This is a genomic window from Arthrobacter sp. AB6 (assembly GCF_031844545.1).
GTDB lineage: Bacteria > Actinomycetota > Actinomycetes > Actinomycetales > Micrococcaceae > Arthrobacter.
Window position 1 is genome coordinate 76527 of sequence record NZ_JAUZVL010000009.1, and the last position, 23351, is coordinate 99877.

The window sequence follows — 23351 nt, forward strand, 5'->3', positions numbered from 1 at the left end:
TGCTGCAGTGCCGCCTTAGCGGCGGGCGATGGCGGTGTACCGGCCGGCGTTGACGCTCACGTCCAGGTCCAGCCCGAAGGTCTTGCTGAGGTTTTCGGCCGTCAGGACGTCGGTGATCGCACCCGCGGCTACCACGCCGCCGTCGCGCAGCAGCATGGCGTGCGTGAAGCCCGGCGGGACTTCCTCAAGGTGGTGCGTCACCAGGACCATGGCCGGCGCGGCCTCGTCCTGTGCGAGTTCCCCAAGCTTGTGGACGAGTTCCTCGCGGCCACCAAGGTCCAGGCCGGCCGCCGGTTCATCAAGTAGCAACAGCTCGGGGTCGGTCATAAGGGCACGGGCGATCTGGACACGCTTGCGCTCCCCCTCGGACAGGGTGGCGAAGGTCCTGTTGAGGAGCGGGCCCATCCCCCAGTCGTTGAGCAGCCGGAAAGCACGCCGCTCGTCATCGCGCTCGTAGCCCTCGCGCCAGCGGCCGGTGACGCCGTAAGCGGCGGTGACCACGACGTTGAGGACGTTCTCCTGTTCAGGAATCTGGGTAGCCAGCGCGGCGGAGGAAAGTCCGATCCGCGGGCGGAGCTCGAAGACGTCCGTGCGCCCGAGGATTTCGTCAAGGATGCCGGCTTTCCCGCTGCTGGGGTGGAGCCGGGCTGCAGCGATCTGCAGGAGCGTCGTCTTGCCGGCGCCGTTGGGGCCGAGGATCACCCAGCGCTCGCCTTCATTGACCTCCCAGTCGACTTTGTCCAGCAGGGTTTTTTTGCCTCGGACAACGCTGACGGAAGCCAATTCCAGAACATCACTCATAGGAGTAGACACTAGGACAAAAAAGAGGCCGACTGATAACCGGCGCAAGTAACAGCGAAACCCTGGCTGAGCAGCTTCCCCGTGCGCCCGTCAGGCCAATTGGGTGAGAACCGGAGCCATGGTTCTGCCACCAACAGGGCCGCCCGCCTGCCACCTTTCAGCAGCCGTGAAATGAATTCAAGGGACCCCTCGCCCGCTGGCTAAGATTGCAGGCATGACTTCGAACGTGACTTCGGTCAGCTACGGCCTGAATGTAACCCCAACCGGGCTGGAGCAGCTCCGTTCCATCTTCACCGCGCACGGCGCCGCCGTGCTGTCCGAGGCCAGCCTTGGCGATGAGCGGTACCAGGTCCACGTCGCGGACCTTGCGCTCCCGGATGCGACGGCCGCCGGACTTGCCGCCCTTCGCCATGCCGTGGCCGGGGCCTCCATCGGCGGGTTGGACACCGCCCTGGTCCCTGCCGGCCTGCGGTCAGCCGAACGCAAACTCCTGATCATGGACGTGGACTCCACCCTGATCCAGCAGGAGGTCATCGAACTCCTGGCCGCCTACGCCGGGAAACGCGAAGAAGTGGCCGCTGTCACCGAGGCCGCGATGCGCGGGGAGCTGGATTTCGCCCAAAGCCTCCACGCCCGGGTGGCAGTCCTCGCGGGGCTTCCGGCCGACGTCGTCCATGCCGTCCGCCAGGAAGTGAAGCTGAGCCCGGGAGCCGGGGAACTGGTGTCCGCGTTCAAGGCTGCGGGCCACGTGGTGGCAGTGGTGTCGGGCGGCTTCAACCAGATCCTGGGGCCGATCGCCGATGAGCTGGGCCTGGACTACTGGCAGGCGAACGAGCTGGAGATTGTCGACGGCGCGCTGACGGGCAAAGTCCTCGGCGCCGTGGTGGACCGGGCAGCCAAGGAAAAGTACCTGCGTGAATGGGCAGCAGCCGAGGGTATCGCGCTGGAGTACACCGTGGCCGTAGGCGACGGCGCCAACGACCTGGACATGCTCGGCGCGGCAGGCATTGGCATCGCCTTCAACGCCAAACCCGCCGTGCGCGCCGTCGCTGATGCCGCCGTCAACATGCCATACCTCGACGCCGTCCGGTACGTCGCCGGCGTCTGACCACTTCTTAAGTGCGAATGGCAGTTCGCGGCAGTGTCCGGAAGAAGGAGCACTGCCGCGAACTGCCATTTCGTGTCGGGGGTCGGGAACCTAGCTCGTGGCCTGGCCGGCGCCCTTGCCGAAGTAGTCTGCCCCGCCGGCGTATTCGGTGTGGCCGGATTCGACGTCGGCTGTGACCATGCCGGCCACCACCTCGGCAAACTCCTCCACGGAGTACAGCTTTCCGGCTTCGGCGCGGCGGGCCTCGATGGCACCAGGCGTGGAGCGGTCCAGGAGCGTTGCGGTGACCGTGCCCTCGATCATGTCGCCGGACACAACCACCAGGGTGATGCCCTTCTCGGCAAGGCTGGGAATGAGTTCACGCAGGGCGTCCTCCCCGGCGCGCTTGCTGCGGGCGACGGGCTCGTAGGCTTCCATCGTGGGCACAGTGTTGATGAAGTGGGCCTGGTGGCTGGTCACGAACACCACCCGGGAGCCTTCCTGCATCAGGGGCACGGCGGCGTTCAGCATGTTGATCTGGGCGTCGCGGTTCAGCTTGAGCGCGTAGTCCTCGCCCATGCCGGTCTCCATGCCGCCCGAAGCGTTCAGCACCAGGATGTCCAGGGACCCGAAGTTCTCCATGGCGGCGCTGGCCAGGGCCTGCACGCCCTCCTGGCTGGTGAGGTCGGCACCCACCGCCACGGCACGGCCGCCTTCGGCCTCGATGCCCTGGACCACCTTGTTGGCGCGCGGAGCCTTCTGGCGGTAGTTGACCACGACGGCGGCGCCCTCCTTGGCCAGGTTCTTCGCCACTTCCGCGCCGATGCCGCGGGAGGATCCGGTCACGATGGCAGTCTTGTTATCCAGCAGTCCCATGCGGGCTCCTTTTGTCTGAAACGTCTAAATTGCTGATGGCCTGCAGTCCATCATGCCAGCGGCCCCGGCCAATTCCCTTGTGTGACCTACACAAAGAAGCGCCGCGCTGCTAGTTTGTCTGCGCCGGTCAGTGCCCCATGCCCAGGCCGCCGTCCACGGGGATGACGGCTCCGGAGATGTATGCTGCCTCGTCGCTGGCAATCCAGCGGACCACGTTGGCTACTTCGGCGGCCTCGGCAAAGCGGCCGGCCGGGATGCTGGAAAGGTAGTCCTTCTGGGTGGCTTCGGGGAGTTCGGCAGTCATGTCCGTGTTGATGAAGCCCGGGGCCACGACGTTGGCCGTGATCCCCCGCGATCCAAGCTCACGCGTCAGGGAACGGGCGACGCCCACAAGGCCTGCCTTCGACGCCGAGTAGTTGATCTGGCCGGGAGCCCCGTACAGGCCGGACACGGAGGAGATCAGGACAACCCGGCCCTTGCGCAGCCGGATCATGCCCTTGGAGGCGCGTTTGATGACGCGGAAGGCACCGGTGAGGTTGGTGTCGATGACGGACGTAAAGTCGTCCTCGCTCATGCGCAGCAGCAGGGTGTCCTTGGTGATGCCAGCATTGGCCACCAGGACCTCCACTGGACCGTGCGCCGCTTCCACTTCCTTGAAGGCGGCGTCCACGGAGGCTTCGTCGGTGACGTCGGCCTTGACCCCAAGGATCCCCTCCGGGAGTTTCGATACGCTGCGGTAGGTGACGGCAACCTTGTCACCGTTGGCCAGGAACGCCTCGGCGATGGCAAGTCCGATGCCGCGGTTGCCCCCGGTTATCAGGACGCTGCGGGGGGCGGTGGCTGCTTCAGTCATGGAGGGGCTCCGGTATTCTGCGGCGCGCAGGGGCCGCGGTAGGTAGGGGCAATTTGGCTGACTTCGATCTTAGCGTCCGGCCCGGCCCGGGTTTGGGTGCCACTGCCGATGGTGAGAGAATTGAGCTAAGCCTTTGGAGCGTGATCAATCACCGTGACCCTTGAAAACCATGCGGGACAATCCGCGACTGGAGAACCCGGCCGGTTCTCCGGCGATGCGGAAGTCCATAGCATCACGGATGCTGCGGCGGCCCATTCCGAGGATATGCGCCAGCGCATGATCAAGTACGCGCTGGCCATGGGTATCCGCATGGTGTGCCTGATCCTGATCTTCGTGGTGGACGGCTGGTTCAAGATTATCGCGGTGGCCGGAGCCGTGTTCCTGCCGTGGATTGCGGTGGTCATAGCGAACGGCAGCGACAAGGCGGAGGGGCACAGTGACCTGCTGCTGGACTCCGCCCCGCTGGCGGAACTCGAGAGTCCCCCGGCACCATCCGCCGATGACGAACACGGCACCGAGGTCCTGCAGGGCGAACTCATCAATGATGACGACGAAACAACAACAACCGGGCAGGAGCGGAGGGCATCATGAGTATTTTCGACTTCGCGGCGGGAACCGATCCCGCGCTCACCGAATCCGCTGCCATCTGCTCCCGCAAGGCCTGCCGCTCCGAGGCCTCCTGGCAGCTCCTGTGGAACAACCCTAAAATCCACACCCCCGAGCGCCGCAAGACCTGGCTCGCCTGTGGGGACCACCGGGAATGGCTGGAAGACTACCTCCAGACGAGGGGGCTGTGGAAGGAAACCCTGCCGCTTGAGGGTTACTTTGGTGCGCCGGAGCAGGACAGCTGAATGTACCGCTTCCTCTTTTCCAGCAAATGGCTGGGTTATCTCCTGCTGGCCGCAATCTTCGCCACCGCCTGTGTGTTCCTGGGCCGTTGGCAGATGGACCGCCGCGCCGAGACCCTCGCTGAGATCAACCGGGTGGTGGCCAATTACTCTGCGGCGCCCATTCCGTTCAAGGACGCCAAGGAACAATTCAGCCGGCTGGATCCTGCCATGGAGTGGACGCAGGTGGAGCTGCGGGGCACCTATCTTGTTGACGGCCAGCGCGTGGTCCGGAACCGTCCGCTCAATGGCCAGCCTGGCTACGAAGTGGTGGTCCCGTTCCGGCTGACCACGGGTGAAACCGTCGTGATCGACCGTGGGTGGCTGCCCATCGGCAACAGGAATCCCGGCAGCCCCGACTCGGTGCCGGCGCCCCCTCCAGGTGAGGTGACCGCCGTCGTCCGCTTGAAGCATCCCGAGCCTGAACTCAAGCGCGGCGCCCCCGACGGCCAGCTGGCGTCCATCGACCTTCCCGCCTACTCCGCCCAGCTTGGGTACCCGCTGCTGACCGGAGCCTACGGGCAGCTCGCCTCCGAGACTCCCCCGGCCGCCGAGATGCCCATGGCGTTCCCCAAGCCTTCCACAGAGGAAGGCACACACCTTTCCTACTCGCTGCAGTGGTTCGCGTTCGGCGTCCTGATGTTTGTCGGTTTCGGTTACGCGGCCCGCCAGCAGGCGCGCAACGCTGCCATTGACGCCGAGGACGACGACGCGTTTGCGGACGGCGCGCCCCGCGCGGCGGCCGGGGCACCACGCCGTCGTCCGTCACCTCCCAGGAAGCGGAAGAAGGCGACATCCGAGGAAGAGGAAGACGCACTCCTCGACGCCCAGGGGTACTGACGGATGACGGAGCACGACGGCGGCCCGGTGGTCCTGGTGCGCGCGGCCCTGGTGGCTGCCGGAGTTGGGGACACCGTGCGGACTTTTCCGGCGGGCGTTCCGACGGCGTCCGCGGCAGCTGAGGCGCTCGGCTGCGACCTCGCGGCGATCACGAACAGCCTGATCTTCGAGCTCAATGAGGAGCCCCTGCTGATCCTTGCCAGCGGGGCCGCACGGGTGGACACAAGGCTGGTGGCCGGGCAGCTGGGTGAAGGCAGAATCCGCCGCGCCTCCCCCGAGTTCGTTCTGCAGCATACCGGCCAGGCGGTAGGCGGAGTGGCCCCGGTGGGCCACCCGGAAAAGATCAGGGCCCTCCTGGACAGCTCCCTCAAGAAACAGGAACTCCTCTGGGCCGGAGCAGGAGACCACAACTCAATGTTCAGCATCACCTACGGGCAGTTGCAGAGAATTACCGGAGCCTTGGAGCTTAACGTCCGCTGACCCAAGGTGACAGGCCCACAAGCGCAGCGGCGTCGGTGATTTATGTAGCGTGCGTCAAAGGCGACGAAGGAGCCAGCACGCGGGAAATCACCGGCGTCGCGCAGCGAACGCAAACAAAACCGACAGCCTAAGCCAGCGTAATCAGGTCCAAATAGTCCTCGTTCCAGTGATCCTCGATACCGTCCGGCAGCAGGACGACGCGCTCTGGGTTGAGGGCCTCGACAGCCCCCTCGTCGTGGCTGACCAGGACCACGGCTCCGCTGTAGTTCTTGAGGGCGCCGAGGATTTCGGCGCGGCTGGCGGGGTCCAGGTTGTTGGTCGGCTCGTCGAGGAGTAGCACGTTGGCGCTGGAGGCCACGATGGTGGCCAGGGCGAGGCGCGTCTTTTCGCCGCCGGAGAGGACGCCGGCGGGCTTGTCGACATCGTCGCCGGAGAACAGGAACGAGCCCAGGATGCCGCGCACCTCTGCGTCCTTCATGTCGGGTGCAGCGGAACGCATGTTTTCCAGGACGGTGCGCTCGACGTCGAGGGTTTCATGCTCCTGCGCGTAGTAGCCCACCTTCAGTCCGTGCCCGGCAATCACGTCACCGGTATCGGGCTTGTCCACACCGGCGAGCATCCGCAGCAGCGTGGTTTTACCGGCGCCGTTGAGGCCCAGGATGACCACCTTGGAGCCGCGGTCGATGGCCAGGTCCACGTCAGTGAAGATCTCCAGCGAACCGTAGGACTTGCTGAGTCCCTCCGCGGTAAGCGGGGTCCGGCCGCACGGGGAGGGATCCGGGAAGCGCAGGGCTGCCACCCGGTCCTGCTCGCGGACAGCCTCCAGGCCGCTCAACAGGCGTTCGGCGCGCTTGGCCATGTTCTGGGCCGCGACAGCCTTGGTGGCCTTTGCCCTCATCTTGTTGGCCTGGTCGAACAGGACCTGGGCCTTCTTCTCAGCATTGGCCCGCTCGCGCTTGCGGGCACGTTCGTCGGTTTCGCGCTGGGTCAGGTAGCGCTTCCAGTCCATGTTGTAGAAGTCGATCTGCGCACGGTTGGCATCCAGCAGGAACACCTTATTAACGGTGGCTTCAAGGAGTTCGGTGTCGTGGCTGATCACTATGAGCCCACCCTGGTGGTTTTTCAGGAAGTCACGGAGCCATGCGATGGAGTCCGCATCGAGGTGGTTCGTGGGCTCGTCGAGGAGCATGGTCTCAGCGTCCGAGTACAGGATGCGCGCCAGTTCCACGCGGCGCCGCTGTCCACCGGAAAGCGTCTTAAGAGGCTGGTTCAGCAGCCGGTCCGGCAGGGCGAGGTTGGAGCAGATCGCTGCAGCCTCGGCTTCGGCGGCGTAACCGCCGGCGGCCAGGAACTCGGACTCGAGCCGGTCGTAGCGGTTCATTGCCTTGCGCTGCACGGCAGCGTCCTCGCTGGCCATCTCTTCGTGGGCTACGCGGAGCTTGCCGACGGCGATGTCCAGGCCCCGGACGGACAGGATCCGGTCCCGGGCGAGCTGCTCCATATCCGGCGTGCGCGGATCCTGGGGAAGGTAGCCGATTTCGCCGGTGCGGGTAACTTTGCCCGCTGCGGGAAGGCCTTCTCCCGCGAGCACCCGGGTGAGCGTCGTCTTCCCGGCGCCGTTTCGGCCCACCAGCCCGATTTTGTCTCCCTTGTCGATGCGGAAGCTCACCTGATCCATGAGGAGCCGGGCGCCGGCACGCAGTTCGAGGTCCTGGACAGTAATCACAGCAGGTAGAGCCTTTCACAGCAGGGATAAGCCGCAGCCCCGGGTATCTGTGATGGGCGTGGGCGGCAAGGGCCGGAGAACGGCCCACCCAAGTCTACCGTTCAACACGCTGAGGACGGTTACTTCGAGACGGGTCTCACGCGACTGGAATACCCGGACCTTGGTTGCCACTTTCGAAGGCACGTCGGGGACCGGTATGTCCAGCCGGGAATTGTTCGGCGTTGCTTACGCTTGGATGTTCACCCTGCCGCGTACACGCGGACCCAATCCACCCGCATCTCGCCGGCTCCGTTGGCACTGCTGTCAGGGAACCAATCCAGTTGTAGTGTCTGGTGCATCGGTCCGGGAGGCTGATGTGCGGGGTCGGTGTCTTCGAACCACTTTAAGCCATCGATATAGCCGACGATCCCGCGCGGCGACCAGTCGACCGCGTAGTTGTGAAACTGCGTTACGTCCAGTGGCTTGGACGCCGTGGTCTGTGAGTTCGAGCATCCGTAGTGGTGGAAGAACTGGATGACGTTCCAGTCGCCGGTGGTCTCCGCATAGTCAATCTCGCCGTCACACGGCCAATTTTCACTGTCGGGCCACAGGATGGACACCAAATGGTATTCGTTATCACCGGACCCGGCCGCCCGGACTTCCCACCGGCCGTACTTTTGGTTTGCAAACTTGGCGCCCATACCGGCAGTCGTGCCATCCGGAGTTCCAGTCATGACCATTGCGGACCCGTTCACGGTCACCTGCTGAGGGCTCCGGATACCGTTGCCCGCGTGGCCGGCACTGTTGTAGACATTCCACTTCGCGGCATCGGGCGCGCCGGAATAATTGAACTCGTCCCCGGCCACACTCGCGCCCCACCCATGTACTACGGCCGCCTCGGTGGAAGTCACCGTGTCAGGCGCGGTTGTCACCACAAGTCTTGGCCGCAGGGCAGAGTTCGACGATTCCCTTGACTTGAATCCAATCCACTTCCGTGCGTTGCTTTCCAGCTTGAAGTTTTGCTCGCCGCCTTTCGGATTGACGCCCTTCGTCACGTCCCATTCAACCCAGGAGCCGCTCGCGAATCCGCCGGTTTTCCCGAGCCATGTCCCTCGGGCCGGTGCGTTATTCCACGTGACGCCTCTCTCGGTCCAGCCGCCAGACGTAGTAAAGACATCCACGAATTCAGTGGAAGTTGTGGATGTCTCGGAATACGCCCGAAGTTTTGCTGAAACAACGTGCTCGCCAGCGGGAACCTGCACTGAGAAACGTAGGAGCGAGTTCCGCCAGATATACGCACGGCCGTCTGTGGATAAACGGGTGCTGGTCCCAAAATTCGAAGTCGCTCTGTCCGCCCGCACGTAAGAGTCCATGACCAACGTGGTTGTCGCTGCGGCGCCTGCGGTTGTCGGAGTGATAATTGCGAACATAATCAGAATGGACGATGCAACCGCTGCGCATTTACGCCGGAACTCAATGCCACGTCGGTTCCGCTGAGTTTGCACCGCTTGAACGCTCGTAGCCTTCATGGTCATCGCTGTTTCTACTAGGGATTTTGATGTACCGGCTGCCCGCGCCGGTGTCGGCCCAGAAACAACGACGGCTAAATGCGAGCTAGCTCAAAGCGTAAGCCTGGAGCAATAAGCGGGCAATCGATCCCCTATACCCAAGTTTTGGCGGCCGGCGAATAACCTATACCTAATGAGTGAATGGATGATCGGCGGCAAAAATTAGGTAGTTCCAGCCGACGTTCGGGTACCTGACTTTATTCTGGGCTGGTTTGGCCGCGGTTAGGATTCCTCTACGACGCTGAATGTTGCTGGGGCCTGGGGCGTCCGTGTCGGAGATCCGGTCGGTGCATTTGTGCAGCGCACCGGCCAACGGATAGGAATTCCATGGCTCACTCGGTTGCTGCTCGACGCACGCTGGCCGCTGGCGGATCCTTGCGCCACGCTCCCACGCTGCTCCGGATCCTGCTTGCCGCGGTTTTAGCTGCCGCCCTCGCAGGCCTCAACATACTCAACGCCCCGCAAGCGCAAGCGGCGGACGTCCTCGTGACTCCGTCGGCAGAGACAACACCCGTTCCAAGCTCCAGTGACGCGGCAGACGACACCGCGATCTGGATACACCCCACGGATCCGTCGCAGAGCGTGGTGATCGGTACAGACAAATTAAGTACCGGAGGAGTGGGGGTCTACGACCTGTCCGGGCGCCAGCTGCATTTCTACCTGCACGGCAGTATGAACAACGTTGATCTCCGGTACAACTTTCCGCTGGGCAGCGAGCGCATCGCCCTCGTCGGTGTGACGGAGAGGAATGTGGAGTCGACCGGCGTTCGCTTCTACAGGGTGAACGTCGCTGATCGGTCCCTGGCAGAGGTGGGGCGCATCAGCACCCCAGGCAGGCCCCGCGGCTTCGGAATGTATCACTCCCCGGTGTCGGGGAAGTATTACGCCTTTGTGCATGATTTCAATACGAATGTGATTACCCAGTTCGAGTTGGACGGTTCCAACGGCTCGGTTCGCGGGACAGCCGTGCGTTCTTTCGACAACGGCGACAGCTCCGAGGGCATTTCGGCGGATGATGAGCTGCAACGTCTATATGTGTCCGAGGAGAAAGTCGGCCTGTGGCGGTACGGAGCTGAGCCAGGAGACGGTTCAACCCGGTCACTCGTGGACCGCACCGTGGCAACCGGTGGACGAATAGTGGAGAACGTCAAGAACTCCGCCATTTACTATGGGCGCCAGGGGACCGGTTACCTGATTGTGTCGAGCCAGGGTGGATCCAACTTCGTCATCTACAACCGGGGAGACAACGCCTTCGTTGGCTCCTTCAAGATCACCGATGGCGGCGGCGTCGACGGTGTGAATGGTCAAGACGGGATTGATGTCAACAATTTCCCCCTCGGACCTTCCTATCCCGCCGGCCTTTTCACCAGCCAAGACCACAACAACACCAATGCAGGCAACGGCAACAGCGGTAACCAGAATCACAAGCTTGTTTCCTGGCAGCGCATTGCCGATGCTTTCAGCCCCCGGCTGCTAGTGGACACCACTTTTGACCCGCGTCAAATAGGAGCAGAGGGCGGAGGGGGAGACCCCGGACCCGACACCACGCCGCCAGATACCTCGATTACAGATGGTCCATCAGGGACCAGCGCCAGCACCTCGGCCGAGTTCACCTTCACTGCCACGGAGCCCGGGACTTTCGAGTGTGCCTTGGATGGGGGTGCCTTCGAAGGATGTGCCTCGCCGAAGAGGTACGCTGATCTCGCAGCTGGCTCGCACGTCTTCACGGTGCGGGCCACCGACGCGGCCGGCAACGCGGACCCGACTCCCGCGGAGCGTACTTGGCTGATCGACACCTCGGCGCCGCAAACGCAGATCTTGACCACCACAGCGGACGCTTATGTTTCCAGCGGGGGGTCGACGACGACTTACGGCACGGCGGCGAAGCTCGCGGTGGACAACAGCCCGGTGGAGAATGCCTACCTGAAGTTCGATTTGTCGGCACTCGCAGGAAAGACGATCGTGAGCGCGAAGCTCCAGCTGCGGGCGACGACCAGCGGCTCAGTGGGTACGCAGAACGTCAGGCTGGTTACGGACGACACCTGGACTGAGAGCGGCCTCACGTACAGCACACGGCCGGCCCTGGGCACCAGCGTCCTGGGCAGCCTCGGACCCGTCTCGTCGAACACCAGTTATGAAGTGCCACTGACTCCGTCAGCTCTGCAGGGCGAACTTGGCGGCATCCTCTCGCTTGGCATCAACACCACCAGCAACGACGGGGCCGACTTCGGCTCAAGGGAGACAACCACCCCGCCAAAGCTGGTCCTCCAGCTGGGATCGGGCACGGGGACGCCGCCCGAAGATACCACCGCACCCACGGTGACCTCGGTGACTCCTGCAGAAAATGCAGCAGACGCAGCGGTCACCGGAAATGTCACGGCTACGTTTTCGGAGGCCATGGACTCGACGACCGTAAACAACACGACGTTCACGCTGGCCGAGGGAACTTCAAGCACTCCCGTGGATGCGGTGGTCAACCTCAGCAACAACACCGCCACGTTGGATCCCAGCGCCAATCTCAAACCTGGTGCGCAGTACACCGCGAGGGTCACCGGAGCGAAAGATTCCGCCGGCAACAGCGTGGTGGCTAAGACGTGGACCTTCACAACGGCCGCGGCCAGTACTCCCCCGGAGACGGTCACGTTAACAGCAACAGCGGACGCTTATGTTTCCAGCGGGGCGGCGACGACGACTTACGGCACGGCCGCGAAGCTCGCGGTGGACAACAGCCCGGTGGAGAATGCGTACCTGAAGTTCGATTTGTCGGCACTCGCAGGAAAGACGATCGTGAGCGCGAAGCTCCAGCTGCGGGCGACGACCAGCGGCTCAGTGGGTACGCAGAACGTCAGGCTGGTTGCGGACGACACCTGGACTGAGAGCGGCCTCACGTACAGCACACGGCCGGCCCTGGGCACCAGCGTCCTGGGCAGCCTCGGACCCGTCTCGTCGAACACCAGTTATGAAGTGCCACTGACTGCGTCTGCTCTGCAGGGCGAGCTCGGCGGCATCCTCTCGCTTGGCATGAATGCCACCAGCAGCGACGGGGCCGATTTCGGCTCAAGGGAGACAACCACCCCGCCAAAGCTGGTGCTTCAGCTGCAATAACCATAGGAGCTCACAGCTCGCAGAAGCCATCGCGGCCGCCAGGAGCCAGGACCGTTACTGGCATGAAGCGTCGGCCAGTTGTGCCCAGCCCTCATCCGCCGGGCCCTGCTTTAGTAGGGCCCCTACAAAATACCCCCTGCCCTGCCCCGGTAACGTCGGGACTACACCAGATCCCGCTTGTACTACCCCGACAGGACCACCATGAGCAACACCGACACTGCCGTCAGCAATACCGTCAAGACCAAGCGCCACCGCTGGAACGCCACCGACCTGGGCCTGATCGCCGTCTTCGCCGCCCTCGTCGCCGTCGCGGCCCTGGTCCCCGGGCTGGCCGTGAACGGCTTCGGCGTCCCCATCACCTTCCAGACCCTTGCCGTGATGCTCACCGGCCTGATACTCGGCCCCGGCAGGGGCTTCGCCGCCGTCGGCCTGTACGCCCTGCTGGGCCTTGCCGGCCTTCCGATCTTCAGCCAGGGCCGCAGCGGACTGGGGATCCTCGCCGGTCCTTCCGCCGGCTACATCATCGCCTTCCCCATCGCAGCCCTGGTGGTGGGCTGGCTCGCCACCTTGGTGATCCGCCGTACCGCCAAGGTCCGTGCCCTCTGGCTCTTCCTGGCCGCCATGGCCACCAGCGTGGTGGTGGTGCACTCGCTCGGCGTCGCAGGCATCGCCCTCAACACCAAAGCAACCCTGGCGCAGGCATTCGTGAGCGACCTGGTCTTCTATCCCGGAGACATCATCAAGAACATCCTCGCCGCCATCATCGCCGTCGCCCTCCACCGCGCATTCCCGGACATCCTGGTCCGCCGCGTCCGCCGCGGCACCGTCCAGACCACCAAAGCCTAGGAACAACCGCCATGCCTTCCGTGACCTTTGACAAGGCAACAGTCGCCGTCGAAACGGACCACTCCCCCGAGCCCAAGGTCCTCCTTGACGACGTCACCATCGAACTCACGGAGGGGCGCGTGGGCGTCATCGGTGCCAACGGCTCCGGGAAGTCCACGCTGCTGAGGCTGGTCAACGGCCTCATCCAGCCAACAGCGGGCAGCGTTGCGGTCGACGGCGACGACACAGTACGTGCCGTCCGGAAAGTCCGGCGGAACGTCGGCTTTGTCTTCACCGATCCCCTCTCCCAGCTGGTGATGCCCACCGGCCGGGAGGACGTGGAGCTTTCGCTGCGCCGCTCGGTGAAGAACGGCACCGAGCGGCGCAGCCAGGCCGAAGCGGCCCTCGAGCGGATGGGACTGCTGCACCTGGCGGACCAGAGCATCTATGAACTCTCCGGCGGCGAGCGGCAGCTGATGGCCCTTGCTGCCGTCCTGGCGGTGAACCCCCAAGTCCTTGTGCTCGACGAACCCTCCACCCTCCTGGACCTTCGCAACCGGGAGCTTCTCCGCAGGACCCTGGCGGGGCTGGACCAGCAGGTCATCATGTCCACCCACGACCTTGACCTTGCACTGGAGATGGACCGCGTGCTGGTCATCGAACAGGGAAAGGTTGAGTTTGACGGTGCCCCGGGGGAAGCGGTGGCAGCGTACCGCGCCCTGTGCATGGAAGGCCTCCGTGCCACGGAGCCGGGCGTCCGATGAGGGGGCACGGCTTCCTCCTGGCCAACTACGTGCCTGGAAATTCACTGCTCCACCGGTCACCGCTTGCGCTGAAGTTCCTCCTGGTGTTCGGCTGCGGCCTGGCCTCGTTCATCATCCAGGACTGGCTCATCTCGGCGGCGGTACTGGGCGGACTCTGCGGCCTCTTCCTGCTCACCGGCGCGGGCCTGAAACGGCTCTGGGGAGCCATCCGCCCGCTCGCCGCCGTCCTGCTGGTCATCGGGCTGTTCCAGTGGTGGCAGCTGGGAGCCCCGGCCGCGGCCCGGATCGTCCTGAACATCGTCATTTGCGTCGTAGCGGCCTCGCTGCTCACGGCCACCACCCCGGTGCAGCAGCTCCTGGATGGAGTAGTCAGGGCAGCCACGCCCTTCAGGAGGTTTGGTGCCGATCCGGAGCGGTTCGCCCTCACCATCGGCATCATGCTGCGCAGCATCCCCTACATCGCCGGCACCTTTGCCGACGTCCGGGATTCCGCCCGCGCCCGGGGCCTGGAACGAAATCCGAGGGCCCTGATCCTGCCCGTCTTCATCACCTCGGTGGCTTTTGCCCGCCAGACGGGCGAGGCGCTTGCCGCCCGCGGCCTGGGCGAAGCGGAGGACTGAAGCCCGGGAACTTCCTAGAGGCGCTCGTACTGCAGCAACGCTGCCGTACCCATGCCTCCGGCGCTGCTGATCATGGCCAGTGCCAGGCTTCCCGGCGCCGCGTTCCTGCGCGCCTGGGCGAGAAGCCGCGTCACCAGGACAGCCCCGGACGCGCCGTACGCGTGGCCCAAGGCCAGCGCCCCGCCGTCGAGGTTTACCCGCTCACTGTCAATCCCCAGCAGGTCCAGGCAGGCAAGCGTCTGTGAGGCGAAGGCTTCGTTGAACTCCACCAGGTCCAGCTCCCAGGCGCCCACCTGCGCGGCACCGAGCACGTTCTTCGCCGCGGCGGCAGCACCGACGCCCAGCACCTCGGGGTCCACTCCTGCCGTCCCCGCGCCCAGCACCAGCAGCGCGTCCGCCGCGCCCAGTTCCCGCGCCCGCTGAAGGGATGTCATGACGACGGCGGAGGCCGCGTCCGCATCGAAGCAGGAGTTCCCCGCAGTGACAGTTCCGCCGTCCACGAACGCAGCCGGGAACCGGGACATCACCGCGGCGTTCAGCCCCCGGCGTGGACCATCGTCAGCAGCAACAGCCCCGGCCTCGGTGTCCAGCGGAACCAGCTCGCCGTCGAAATATCCGGCGTCAGAAGCGCCAAGCGCCAGCCGGTGGCTCCGCAGGGCGAAGGCATCCTGCCGCTCCCGGCTGATGCCAAACTTCCGCGCCACGGTCTCCGCGGCTACGCCCATGTCCGGGTCCCCGAAGGCCGCCGGCACAAACTGGGCCCGCCGGTAAAACTCCGGGCCGCCGTCGTCGTTCCTGTACGCGCGCAATGGCGCCGTGCTGGTGCTTTCCACTCCTCCGGCAAGGAACAACGGGCCACCGCCTGCGGCCACCAGCCGTGACGCGAGGACGATCGCGTCCAGCCCCGAACCGCATTGGCGGTCCACCGTGATGCCGGGAACACTGACCGGCAGTCCGGCCTCAAGCAGGGAAAGGCGCGCCACATTTCCGCCGCCGCCCACGGCGTTGCCGATCACTACGTCGGCGACGGCACCGGGCTCAACCCCGGCGCCGGCCAGAAGGCTGCGCAGGACAGGCGCCAGCAGCTCGTGGGCGCGCATTTTCCGGAGGGCACCGCTGGTGCGGCAAACCGGCGTCCGCCGTGCCGCGATGATGACGGGCTGCCGGTCCGGAGGGAGCTGGTCAGCCGCCAAGGCCGCGTACCCTCGGGTCCCGGGACTTTATCCAGTCCAGCAGCAGGCTCCTGCTGACCTTGCCGCGGTCCGTGACCGGCAATTCGGCCAGCAGGTAGTACTGGAGCGGCCGCTTGTCCCGTGCCAGCAGCTCTTCAAGTCCCGCCCGGAGCTGCGTTGCCGTGACTGCGCCATGGGAGGGGACGACGCCGGCCACCACCCTTTGGCCGCGCAGGTCGTCCGGCATCCCGGCAGCCACGGCGGCGGAGACCCCGGGCACCGCTGACAGTGCCAGTTCAACCTCGTGCGGGTAGACATTCCTGCCGGCCGTGAGGATCATGTCCGCGCGGCGGCCCAGGATGTGCAGTTCCCCGTCGGCGAGATACCCCTGGTCCCCCACCGTGTACCAGCCGTCAATGGACTTCAGGGCCTGGCCGTCGTCGCCCCAGAGGTAGCCGTTGCTGACCATAGGGCTCCGGACACAGATGTTCCCGGCGGCACCGTCCGGGAGGGGCAGGCCTGCGTCGTCGAGGATCCGGACGTCCACTCCCGGGAAGGGCCGGCCGATGCCGGTGCCGCCGTGCACGGCAAGCTGGCGGGCGGGAAGCCCGGCCCCGGACACAAAGCTCAGCTCCGAGGCGCCGTAGTACTCGAAGATGGTGGCGTTCGGGGCCCAGCGGCGTGCGGCCTCCAGCGTCCGCGCGTCCAGCTTCGAGCCGGCACAGATGATGGTGCGGACCCCGGAAGCGTCCACGCATCCGGTCAGGCCGCGCTCGCTGAGCATCCTCAGCATGGTGGGCACCAGCACCAGCCTGGTGACGCGGTCGTGCGTGATGGCGGCATGGACGTCCCCGACGTCGAAGGATTCGAGGGTCTGGAATTCGGACCCGGCGTAAAGGCACTCTGCCAGGGCGTAGAGGTTGAGGCTTGCGGCGAGCGGCCCCGGCGCCAGCGTGACGTCGTCCTGGCGAAGCCCAAAGAACCCGATCGAGGCGTCGAAGGATGACTGCCAGGATCGCCGGGACCGCGTGAAGGCTTTGGGAACCGACGTGGTGCCGGACGTCAGCCCGATAAGGAAGGTGCCCTCCGGCACACCGTCCGCCAGCTCATCGTCCGGGGACACCGCCGCCGGCAGCGCCGACGCTTCGACGCGCCGCCTGATGTCCTCCTGCAGCTGGGCGGGCCACGCCGGGTCGAGGACGGCGCACTGGCGCCCGCCCGCCACCGCCGCGGCGAATTTGGTGGCGAAGTCAACCGAATTGGCCTCACAGAGGGCCGTGACGGATTTGGCGTGGGCTACCAGCGCGGCGGCGGAATCCCGGAACTCCAACCAGGAAAGGCGCCGTCCCGCAATCACGACTGCGGTGTCGTGCGGCCGTTCATCGGCCCAGCGCTGGATTCGGTTGAGGAAAGGCATCGCATCAACTTTACCGGCCGGCACGGATTGAGCCGCGGGCCCGCGGGTATTGTGACTTTATGAGTTTCAATGACAATGTGCAGCTGGACCCCTCGCAGGTCCAGGACCGGCGCGGCATGGGCCGCGGAGTCAAAGTGGGCGGCGGCATCGGCGGCGGGCTCATCCTGCTCATTGCCGCGCTGCTGGGCGTCAATCCCCAGCTGTTGGAGGGCCTGGCGGGTGCGGGCCAGGCGCCGCAGAGCCAGGGCACGGCTCCTGCCTGCCAGACCGGGGCGGATGCGGACGCCCGCGTGGACTGCCGCATCACCGGCACGGTCAACAGCCTGAACGCTTTCTGGCCTGCCTACCTGCGGCAGTACAACGTGCAGTACCCGCAGCCGGAGACCGTGATCTTCGACCAGGCGGTCAGCACCGGCTGCGGCACGGCCTCCAGCGCGGTGGGACCGTTCTATTGCCCCACCGATACCACCGCCTACTTTGATCCCGGCTTCTTCCAGGAACTCGTGGACCGCTTCGGTTCTTCCGGCGGCCCGCTGGCGCAGGAGTATGTGGTGGCCCATGAGTTCGGGCACCACATCCAGAACGTCCTGGGCAACCTCGACCAGGCCCAGCAGGATCCGCAGGGGCCGGAGTCCGGTGCGGTCCGGGTTGAACTGCAGGCTGACTGCTACGCAGGCCTCTGGGCCAAACACGCATCCACCCAGCCGGGCCCGGACGGCCAGCCCTTCCTGGAGGCACTCACCCAGCAGGACCTGAATGACGCACTGTCCGCCGCATCTGCGGTTGGCGACGACCGGATCCAGGAGGCGGCCACCGGCCGCGTCACTCCCGAGGCCTGGACCCACGGATCCAGCGAGCAGCGCCAGCGCTGGTTCTACCGCGGCTACGAGACCGGGGACATCAACCAGTGCGACACCTTCAGCGCCGCCACCCTATAACCCCATCGATTGCTCCGCACCTGTCGTTTTGAGGTCTGAAAACGACAAGTATGGAGCAATGGATGTGGGAGGTGGAGGAACGACGGCGGGTCACCTTTCCCGGGAAAGATGACCCGCCGTCGTCGTACTTGTGAGGCGCTCAGATGTTGAAGCCGAGGGCCCGCATCTGGTCCTTGCCGTCGTCAGTGATCCGCTCGGGACCCCATGGCGGCATCCAAACCCAGTTCAAGCGCCACTCATCGACAACGCCGTCCAGGGCCTTGCCCACCTGCTCCTCCAGGACATCGGTGAGCGGGCAGGCCGCCGTGGTCAGGGTCATGTCGATCAGCAGTGCGCCGTCGTCATCGGAGTACTTCAAGCCGTACAGCAGGCCCAGGTCAACGATGTTGACGCCGAGTTCGGGGTCGATGACGTCCTTGAGGGCCTCCTCGACGTCCTCAAGGCTCGTGCGTGCCGTGTTGATTTCGGTCATGGCAGGTGTCCTTTACTAGGCCTGTGCTGCGGCGGAGGCCGCGATGGTGGCTGCGCCGGCGCCCTTGGCGTAGCGGTCGTAGCCTTCTTCTTCCAGGCGGTCGGCCAGCTCCGGGCCGCCTTCCTCGACAACCTGGCCGTCCACGAACACGTGCACGAAGTCAGGCTTGATGTAGCGCAGGATGCGCGTGTAGTGCGTGATGAGCAGCGTGCCCATCTTGCCCTCGGCGTGGGCGCGGTTGACGCCCTCGGAAACGACCTTCAGCGCGTCGACGTCCAGGCCGGAGTCGGTCTCGTCCAGGACGGCGAACTTCGGCTTGAAGAGTTCCAGCTGCAGGATTTCCACGCGCTTCTTCTCACCGCCGGAGAAGCCCTCGTTCACGTTGCGCTGGGCGAAGTCGGCGTCGATCCGCAGCTTCTCCATGGCAGCCTTGACGTCCTTGGTCCAGGTGCGGAGCTTGGGCGCTTCGCCGTCGATGGCGGTCTTTGCGGTGCGCAGGAAGTTGGTCATGCTGACACCGGGGACCTCCACCGGGTACTGCATGGCAAGGAAGACGCCTGCACGGGCGCGCTCGTCGACACTCATCGCCAGGACGTCTTCGCCGTCAAGGGTGATGGAGCCGCTGGTGACGTTGTAGCGCGGGTGGCCCGCGATGGTGGACGCCAGCGTGGACTTGCCGGAGCCGTTGGGGCCCATGATGGCGTGGGTCTCGCCGGTCCGGATGGTCAGGCTGACGCCCTTCAGGATTTCCTTGGTTCCCTGCTCCGTCTCAATGCTGACGTGCAGGTCCTTGATCTCAAGAGTAGACATGTGTCTTGTTCTCCTCTGCACCGTGCCTGCCGGCCGCGGTGCGTTCTCTGTCTGGAAGTTGGTTCGTAATTCTGTGGTGCTAGCTGAAGTTCGGAGCTTCGGCGCCGTTGAGGACATTGCTGACGTCCACGTAGACCTCGTCCCCGCGGATGTCGACGGCGAACACCGGGACGGGATCGTAGGCCGGCAGCTGCAGCGGCTGGCCGCTGCGCAGATCGAACTGGGACCCGTGGCCCCAGCACTCGATGGCGCAGCCCTCCACCTCGCCCTCGGACAGCGAAATGTCCGCGTGCGAGCAGGTGTCGCCGATGGCGTGGATCTCCCCCATGGAGTCCTTGACGATGGCCACAGGGTAGTCGTCGATCAGGATCCGCAGCGCCTGCTTCAGCTGGATTTCATCCACCTTGCAGACAAGCTCGCCCTTTGGCTGGTCAGTCATCTGTAAACCGTGCTCCGTGCTTCCTAGTTGTCCGTGAGGGCGAGCTCGTGCTCAACAGCCTCGGTCAGCCGCTCCTCGATGGAGGGGACCTTGATCTGCTGGATGATCTCGTTCAGGAAGCCGCGGACCACCAGGCGGCGGGCAACGTCCTCGGGGATGCCGCGTGCCATCAGGTAGAACAGGTGCTCGTCATCCATGCGGCCGGTGGCGCTGGCGTGGCCGGCACCCTCGATCAGGCCGGTCTCGATTTCGAGGTTGGGCACGGAGTCGGCGCGGGCACCGTCCGTCAGCAGCAGGTTGCGGTTGGCCTCGTAGGTATCGGTGCCTTCTGCTTCCTTGCGGATCAGGACGTCGCCAACCCAGACTGCGTGGGCGTTCCGGCCCTGCAGCGCGCCCTTGTACAGCACGTTGGACTTGCAGTTGGCCACGGCGTGGTCAACGAAGAGGCGTTGCTCCAGGTGCTGGCCGGCGTCTGCGAAGTACAGGCCGAACATCTCGGCTTCGCCGCCGGGGGCGGTGAAGCGGGCCGACGGCGTAACACGCACGAGGTCGCCGCCGAGGCTCACCATGACGTGCTTGAGCTTGGCGTCGCGGCCGATCTTCGCCTGCTGGGAGGAGGCGTGGACGGCGTCGTCGTTCCATTCCTGAAGCGTGATAACGGTCAGGTCGGCGCCGTCTTCAACGATGATCTCGACGTTTTCCGAAACAACGGCGGAGCCCTTGTGGTTCAGGACCACCACTGCTTTGGAGAACTTCTCCGCGACGATCACGAGGTGCTGGGCGGCGGCTTCGAGGGACGTGCCCTCGATGTCTACGTTGATCTCCGACGTGGCTTCGAACTCGGACGGGATGGTTACCACGGTGGCGCCGGCGAAGTTCTCCCAGGCGTTGGCGGACACGCGGTCCTCGGGGATGCCGGCCGTACCGATGCGCTGGTCGTCGCGGCCGACGCTCTCAACGGTGACCTGCTCAGGACCGTTGACAACCACGGCGGGCGCCGCGCCGGAAAGGACCTCGGAGTGGAGCCCGCGGAGGCGCTTGAGCGGGGTGAAGCGCCAGTCTTCCTCCATGCCGGTCAGCGGCTTGAAGTCGGCAAGCCTGTAGGACGTCAGGCGGCCGGCGCGTGAGCTGTCCGGGACACCGACGCCGCCGCCGTGGGAGTGGCGCTTGGCCGGAGCACCGGCAAGCGGCGCCTTGTTGCCCGCATTGATGGGAGAAAGGCTCTCGCCTTCCTCCGTGAAGCCGTCAATGAACGGCTGGGCTGAGGGCGCGCCGATGCGCGCCTTTTCAGTAGTGATTTCAGTCATCGTTATCCGACGGACCCTTCCATCTGCAGTTCAATCAGGCGGTTCAGCTCAAGTGCGTACTCCATGGGGAGCTCGCGGGCAATCGGCTCGATGAAGCCGCGGACGATCATCGCCATGGCTTCGTCCTCGCGCATGCCGCGGGACATGAGGTAGAAGAGCTGCTCTTCGCTGACCCGGGAAACAGTTGCCTCGTGGCCCATCACAACATCGTCTTCGCGGATGTCGATGTAGGGGTAGGTGTCCGAACGGCTGATGGTGTCCACCAGCAGCGCGTCGCAGCGGACGGTGTTTGCGGAGTGCTTGGCGCCTTCGCGGACCTGGACCAGGCCGCGGTAGGCTGCACGTCCGCCGCCGCGGGCCACGGACTTGGAGATGATGGAGCTCTTGGTGTTCGGCGCAATGTGGACCATCTTGGAGCCGGTGTCCTGGTGCTGGCCTTCGCCGGCGAACGCGATGGACAGGGTCTCGCCCTTGGCATGCTCGCCCACGAGGTAAACGGCCGGGTACTTCATGGTGACCTTGGAGCCGATGTTGCCGTCGACCCATTCCATGGTGGCGCCCTCTTCGCAGATGGCACGCTTGGTCACCAGGTTGTACACGTTGTTGGACCAGTTCTGGATGGTGGTGTACCGGACGCGGGCGCCCTTCTTCACGATGATCTCCACGACGGCCGAGTGCAGCGAGTCCGAGGTGTAGATGGGCGCTGTGCAGCCTTCGATGTAGTGGACGTAGGAGTCCTCGTCGGCAATGATCAGGGTGCGCTCGAACTGGCCCATGTTTTCCGTGTTGATGCGGAAGTATGCCTGCAGCGGGATGTCCACGTGGACGCCCTTGGGCACATACACGAAGGAACCGCCTGACCACACTGAGGTGTTCAGCGACGCGAACTTGTTGTCGCCCACGGGGATGACCGTGCCGAAGTACTCCTGGAAGATCTCCGGGTGTTCCTTGAGGGCGGTGTCGGTGTCCAGGAAGATGACGCCCTGGGCTTCGAGGTCCTCCCGGATCTGGTGGTAGACAACCTCCGACTCGTACTGTGCGGCCACGCCGGAGACGAGGCGGCTGCGCTCGGCTTCCGGGATGCCCAGCTTCTCGTACGTGTTGCGGATGTCCTCGGGCAGGTCTTCCCAGGTGGCAGCCTGCTTCTCCGTGGAGCGGACGAAGTACTTGATGTTGTCAAAGTCGATGCCGGAGAGGTCCGCACCCCACGTGGGCATGGGCTTCCGGTCGAAGTACTTCAGGCCCTTGAGGCGAAGGTCGAGCATCCATTCCGGCTCGCTCTTCTTGGCCGAAATGTCCCGGACTACCTCTTCATCCAGCCCACGGCGGGCGTTGGCGCCGACGTCGTTCTTGTCAGCCCAGCCGTACTCGTAGTTGCCGATGCCGTGAAGCTCGGGATTCTTCTCAAGAATCTCCGAGATCACAGTGTTTTCGGCGACTGCTTTCTCTGATAGTTGGTCCGTCATCACGGCCTTTCTTGCTGATGGTTGGTTACTTCATTCAGGCGGGCGGGGGCTGCCGGGAGCGGTTTAGGGCCTCCGGCAGACAGCCTTCCTGTGGGAATGTGGGTGGTGCAGACGTGGCCGCCGCGGGCAAGTGTGGAGAGCCGGCGCACGTCTACGCCCACCAGCCTTGCGAACACTTCGGTCTCCACATCGCAAAACACGGGGAAACGGGCGGCGAGCTGCTGGATGGGGCAATGCCCCTGGCACAGCTGGACACTGGAAAGGGCGGCCGGCAACGGAGCCTTGGCCTCGATGGAGGCTGCCGAGGCCACGAAGTTGTCCCGGCTCAGGGCGTCCGCAAGCGCTTTGGCGCGGTCGGTGATGTCCGGGCCGGCCTTCTCGATCTCGGGCGCGTACCGGCGCTCCATGTCGGCAAAACGCTCGACGGCGAAGGCGCGCACCGCGTCAGGCCCTGCCATTTCCTGGAGCTGCTGGAGGGCGAGGGCGGCAATATCAAGGTAGTCGTTGCCAAGGCTCGATTGACCCTGGGAGCTAAGGACATAACGCCGGGCGGGGCGGCCTGCCCCCGCACCCGACTTAGCCACCCGCTTGACTTCGATGACGCCTGCACGGGACAAATGGTCCAGGTGCCGGCGGACTGCCGCAGGTGTGAATCCCAGCAGGTCGCCCAGCTCGGCGGCACTGACTGGTCCGTGTTCCAGGACGGCAGCAAGGACGCGGTCGCGGGTACGCTCATCGGCGTCAGCCACCGGTCCTGCAGGCATGACGCCGCCTTCCGCGGAAACAGCGGAAGCTCCGTGCCGGACAACAGGCACAGCAGTAGCGTTGGTCATGGAATACACAACACAATAGTGTCGTAATTTAGTCCCGGGTTCCAGTAAGGCGAGGCTGACCTCACCCGCTGAAGCGGACTGCCGGC

24 protein-coding genes are annotated in these 23351 nt (G+C 65.0%); 11 read left to right on the forward strand and 13 right to left on the reverse strand.

The features are described 5' to 3' along the window. Positions 1–15: 15 nt before the first annotated feature. Positions 16–801, reverse strand: coding sequence for an ABC transporter ATP-binding protein (locus tag Q9R30_RS09615; protein WP_104997937.1), 786 nt, complete (start codon positions 799–801; stop codon positions 16–18). Between the two features lie 214 nt (positions 802–1015). Here Q9R30_RS09615 and serB point away from each other — a divergent pair, with 214 nt between their 5' ends. Next, complete coding sequence (gene serB, locus Q9R30_RS09620; protein ID WP_311217446.1) at positions 1016–1909, forward strand: phosphoserine phosphatase SerB; 894 nt, start codon at positions 1016–1018, stop codon at positions 1907–1909. Between the two features lie 90 nt (positions 1910–1999). Here serB and Q9R30_RS09625 read toward each other — a convergent pair whose 3' ends face one another. Both Q9R30_RS09625 and Q9R30_RS09630 read right to left on the reverse strand, forming a co-directional pair. Beyond that, positions 2000–2764, reverse strand: a complete 765-nt coding sequence (locus tag Q9R30_RS09625; RefSeq protein WP_311217447.1) for an SDR family oxidoreductase — start codon at positions 2762–2764, stop codon at positions 2000–2002. A 127-nt stretch (positions 2765–2891) separates the two neighbouring features. Beyond that, on the reverse strand, positions 2892–3617 hold the full coding sequence (locus Q9R30_RS09630) for a beta-ketoacyl-ACP reductase (RefSeq protein ID WP_311217448.1): 726 nt from the start codon (positions 3615–3617) through the stop codon (positions 2892–2894). Between the two features lie 153 nt (positions 3618–3770). Here Q9R30_RS09630 and Q9R30_RS09635 point away from each other — a divergent pair, with 153 nt between their 5' ends. Genes Q9R30_RS09635 through Q9R30_RS19345 form a run of 5 tightly spaced genes read left to right on the forward strand, consistent with a single transcriptional unit; the run spans position 3771 to position 5955 of the window. Beyond that, complete coding sequence (locus Q9R30_RS09635) at positions 3771–4208, forward strand: DUF3099 domain-containing protein (protein WP_104997933.1); 438 nt, start codon at positions 3771–3773, stop codon at positions 4206–4208. Continuing rightward, complete coding sequence (locus Q9R30_RS09640; RefSeq protein WP_104997932.1) at positions 4205–4468, forward strand: hypothetical protein; 264 nt, start codon at positions 4205–4207, stop codon at positions 4466–4468. Before Q9R30_RS09635 ends, Q9R30_RS09640 begins: the two co-directional genes overlap by 4 nt. Next, on the forward strand, positions 4469–5344 hold the full coding sequence (locus tag Q9R30_RS09645; RefSeq protein WP_311217449.1) for an SURF1 family protein: 876 nt from the start codon (positions 4469–4471) through the stop codon (positions 5342–5344). A gap of 3 nt (positions 5345–5347) precedes the next feature. Then, positions 5348–5824: a YbaK/EbsC family protein gene (locus tag Q9R30_RS09650; RefSeq protein WP_104997930.1), complete on the forward strand. Its 477-nt coding sequence runs from the start codon at positions 5348–5350 to the stop codon at positions 5822–5824. A 35-nt stretch (positions 5825–5859) separates the two neighbouring features. Then, positions 5860–5955, forward strand: coding sequence for a hypothetical protein (locus tag Q9R30_RS19345; RefSeq protein ID WP_396136716.1), 96 nt, complete (start codon positions 5860–5862; stop codon positions 5953–5955). Here Q9R30_RS19345 and Q9R30_RS09655 read toward each other — a convergent pair. Together Q9R30_RS09655 and Q9R30_RS09660 are read right to left on the reverse strand one after the other, a co-directional pair. After that, entirely contained in the window at positions 5952–7550 is a 1599-nt protein-coding gene (locus Q9R30_RS09655; RefSeq protein ID WP_104997928.1) for an ABC-F family ATP-binding cassette domain-containing protein, read from the reverse strand. The two genes, Q9R30_RS19345 and Q9R30_RS09655, sit on opposite strands and share 4 nt — an antisense overlap. A gap of 239 nt (positions 7551–7789) precedes the next feature. Beyond that, positions 7790–9064: a DNRLRE domain-containing protein gene (locus Q9R30_RS09660; RefSeq protein WP_311217450.1), complete on the reverse strand. Its 1275-nt coding sequence runs from the start codon at positions 9062–9064 to the stop codon at positions 7790–7792. 360 nt (positions 9065–9424) lie between these two features. Between Q9R30_RS09660 and Q9R30_RS09665 the strand changes: the two genes are divergently transcribed. From Q9R30_RS09665 to Q9R30_RS09680, 4 genes are all read left to right on the forward strand, one after another. After that, entirely contained in the window at positions 9425–12202 is a 2778-nt protein-coding gene (locus Q9R30_RS09665) for a phytase (RefSeq protein ID WP_311217451.1), read from the forward strand. 201 nt (positions 12203–12403) lie between these two features. Further along, a complete protein-coding gene (locus Q9R30_RS09670; RefSeq protein ID WP_104997926.1) occupies positions 12404–13048 on the forward strand; it encodes a biotin transporter BioY in 645 nt (214 codons plus the stop codon). An 11-nt stretch (positions 13049–13059) separates the two neighbouring features. Beyond that, positions 13060–13791 carry an ABC transporter ATP-binding protein gene (locus Q9R30_RS09675; protein WP_311217452.1) on the forward strand — a complete coding sequence of 244 codons (732 nt, stop codon included), beginning with the start codon at positions 13060–13062 and terminating at the stop codon, positions 13789–13791. Continuing rightward, positions 13788–14411, forward strand: a complete 624-nt coding sequence (locus tag Q9R30_RS09680) for an energy-coupling factor transporter transmembrane protein EcfT (protein WP_104997924.1) — start codon at positions 13788–13790, stop codon at positions 14409–14411. Before Q9R30_RS09675 ends, Q9R30_RS09680 begins: the two co-directional genes overlap by 4 nt. A 14-nt stretch (positions 14412–14425) precedes the next feature. Here Q9R30_RS09680 and Q9R30_RS09685 read toward each other — a convergent pair whose 3' ends face one another. Together Q9R30_RS09685 and Q9R30_RS09690 are read right to left on the reverse strand one after the other, a co-directional pair. Continuing rightward, positions 14426–15604 (reverse strand): thiolase family protein, encoded by a 1179-nt coding sequence (locus Q9R30_RS09685; RefSeq protein ID WP_311217453.1) that lies wholly within the window; start codon positions 15602–15604, stop codon positions 14426–14428. Then, complete coding sequence (locus tag Q9R30_RS09690) at positions 15594–17000, reverse strand: class I adenylate-forming enzyme family protein (RefSeq protein ID WP_311217454.1); 1407 nt, start codon at positions 16998–17000, stop codon at positions 15594–15596. The genes Q9R30_RS09685 and Q9R30_RS09690 overlap by 11 nt, the downstream gene beginning before the upstream one ends. 59 nt (positions 17001–17059) lie before the next feature. Between Q9R30_RS09690 and Q9R30_RS09695 the strand changes: the two genes are divergently transcribed. After that, on the forward strand, positions 17060–17938 hold the full coding sequence (locus Q9R30_RS09695) for a neutral zinc metallopeptidase (protein WP_104997921.1): 879 nt from the start codon (positions 17060–17062) through the stop codon (positions 17936–17938). Positions 17939–18077: 139 nt separating this feature from the next. On the opposite strand, the gene Q9R30_RS09700 is transcribed toward Q9R30_RS09695, so the two are convergent. The 6 genes from Q9R30_RS09700 to Q9R30_RS09725 all read right to left on the reverse strand — a co-directional run bounded on the left by Q9R30_RS09700 (position 18078) and on the right by Q9R30_RS09725 (position 23274). Further along, complete coding sequence (locus Q9R30_RS09700) at positions 18078–18410, reverse strand: metal-sulfur cluster assembly factor (protein WP_104997920.1); 333 nt, start codon at positions 18408–18410, stop codon at positions 18078–18080. A 15-nt stretch (positions 18411–18425) separates the two neighbouring features. Then, positions 18426–19220, reverse strand: a complete 795-nt coding sequence (gene sufC / locus Q9R30_RS09705) for a Fe-S cluster assembly ATPase SufC (protein ID WP_104997919.1) — start codon at positions 19218–19220, stop codon at positions 18426–18428. Between the two features lie 79 nt (positions 19221–19299). Next, complete coding sequence (locus tag Q9R30_RS09710; protein ID WP_311217455.1) at positions 19300–19659, reverse strand: non-heme iron oxygenase ferredoxin subunit; 360 nt, start codon at positions 19657–19659, stop codon at positions 19300–19302. A gap of 23 nt (positions 19660–19682) precedes the next feature. Further along, on the reverse strand, positions 19683–20966 hold the full coding sequence (sufD, locus tag Q9R30_RS09715) for a Fe-S cluster assembly protein SufD (RefSeq protein WP_311217456.1): 1284 nt from the start codon (positions 20964–20966) through the stop codon (positions 19683–19685). Between the two features lie 2 nt (positions 20967–20968). Beyond that, the gene (gene sufB / locus Q9R30_RS09720) at positions 20969–22432 is read right to left on the reverse strand and encodes a Fe-S cluster assembly protein SufB (RefSeq protein WP_104997916.1); all 1464 of its coding nucleotides are present in this window, start codon (positions 22430–22432) and stop codon (positions 20969–20971) included. After that, the gene (locus Q9R30_RS09725) at positions 22432–23274 is read right to left on the reverse strand and encodes a helix-turn-helix transcriptional regulator (protein ID WP_396136717.1); all 843 of its coding nucleotides are present in this window, start codon (positions 23272–23274) and stop codon (positions 22432–22434) included. Before Q9R30_RS09725 ends, sufB begins: the two co-directional genes overlap by 1 nt. Between the last annotated feature and the right edge of the window lie 77 nt (positions 23275–23351).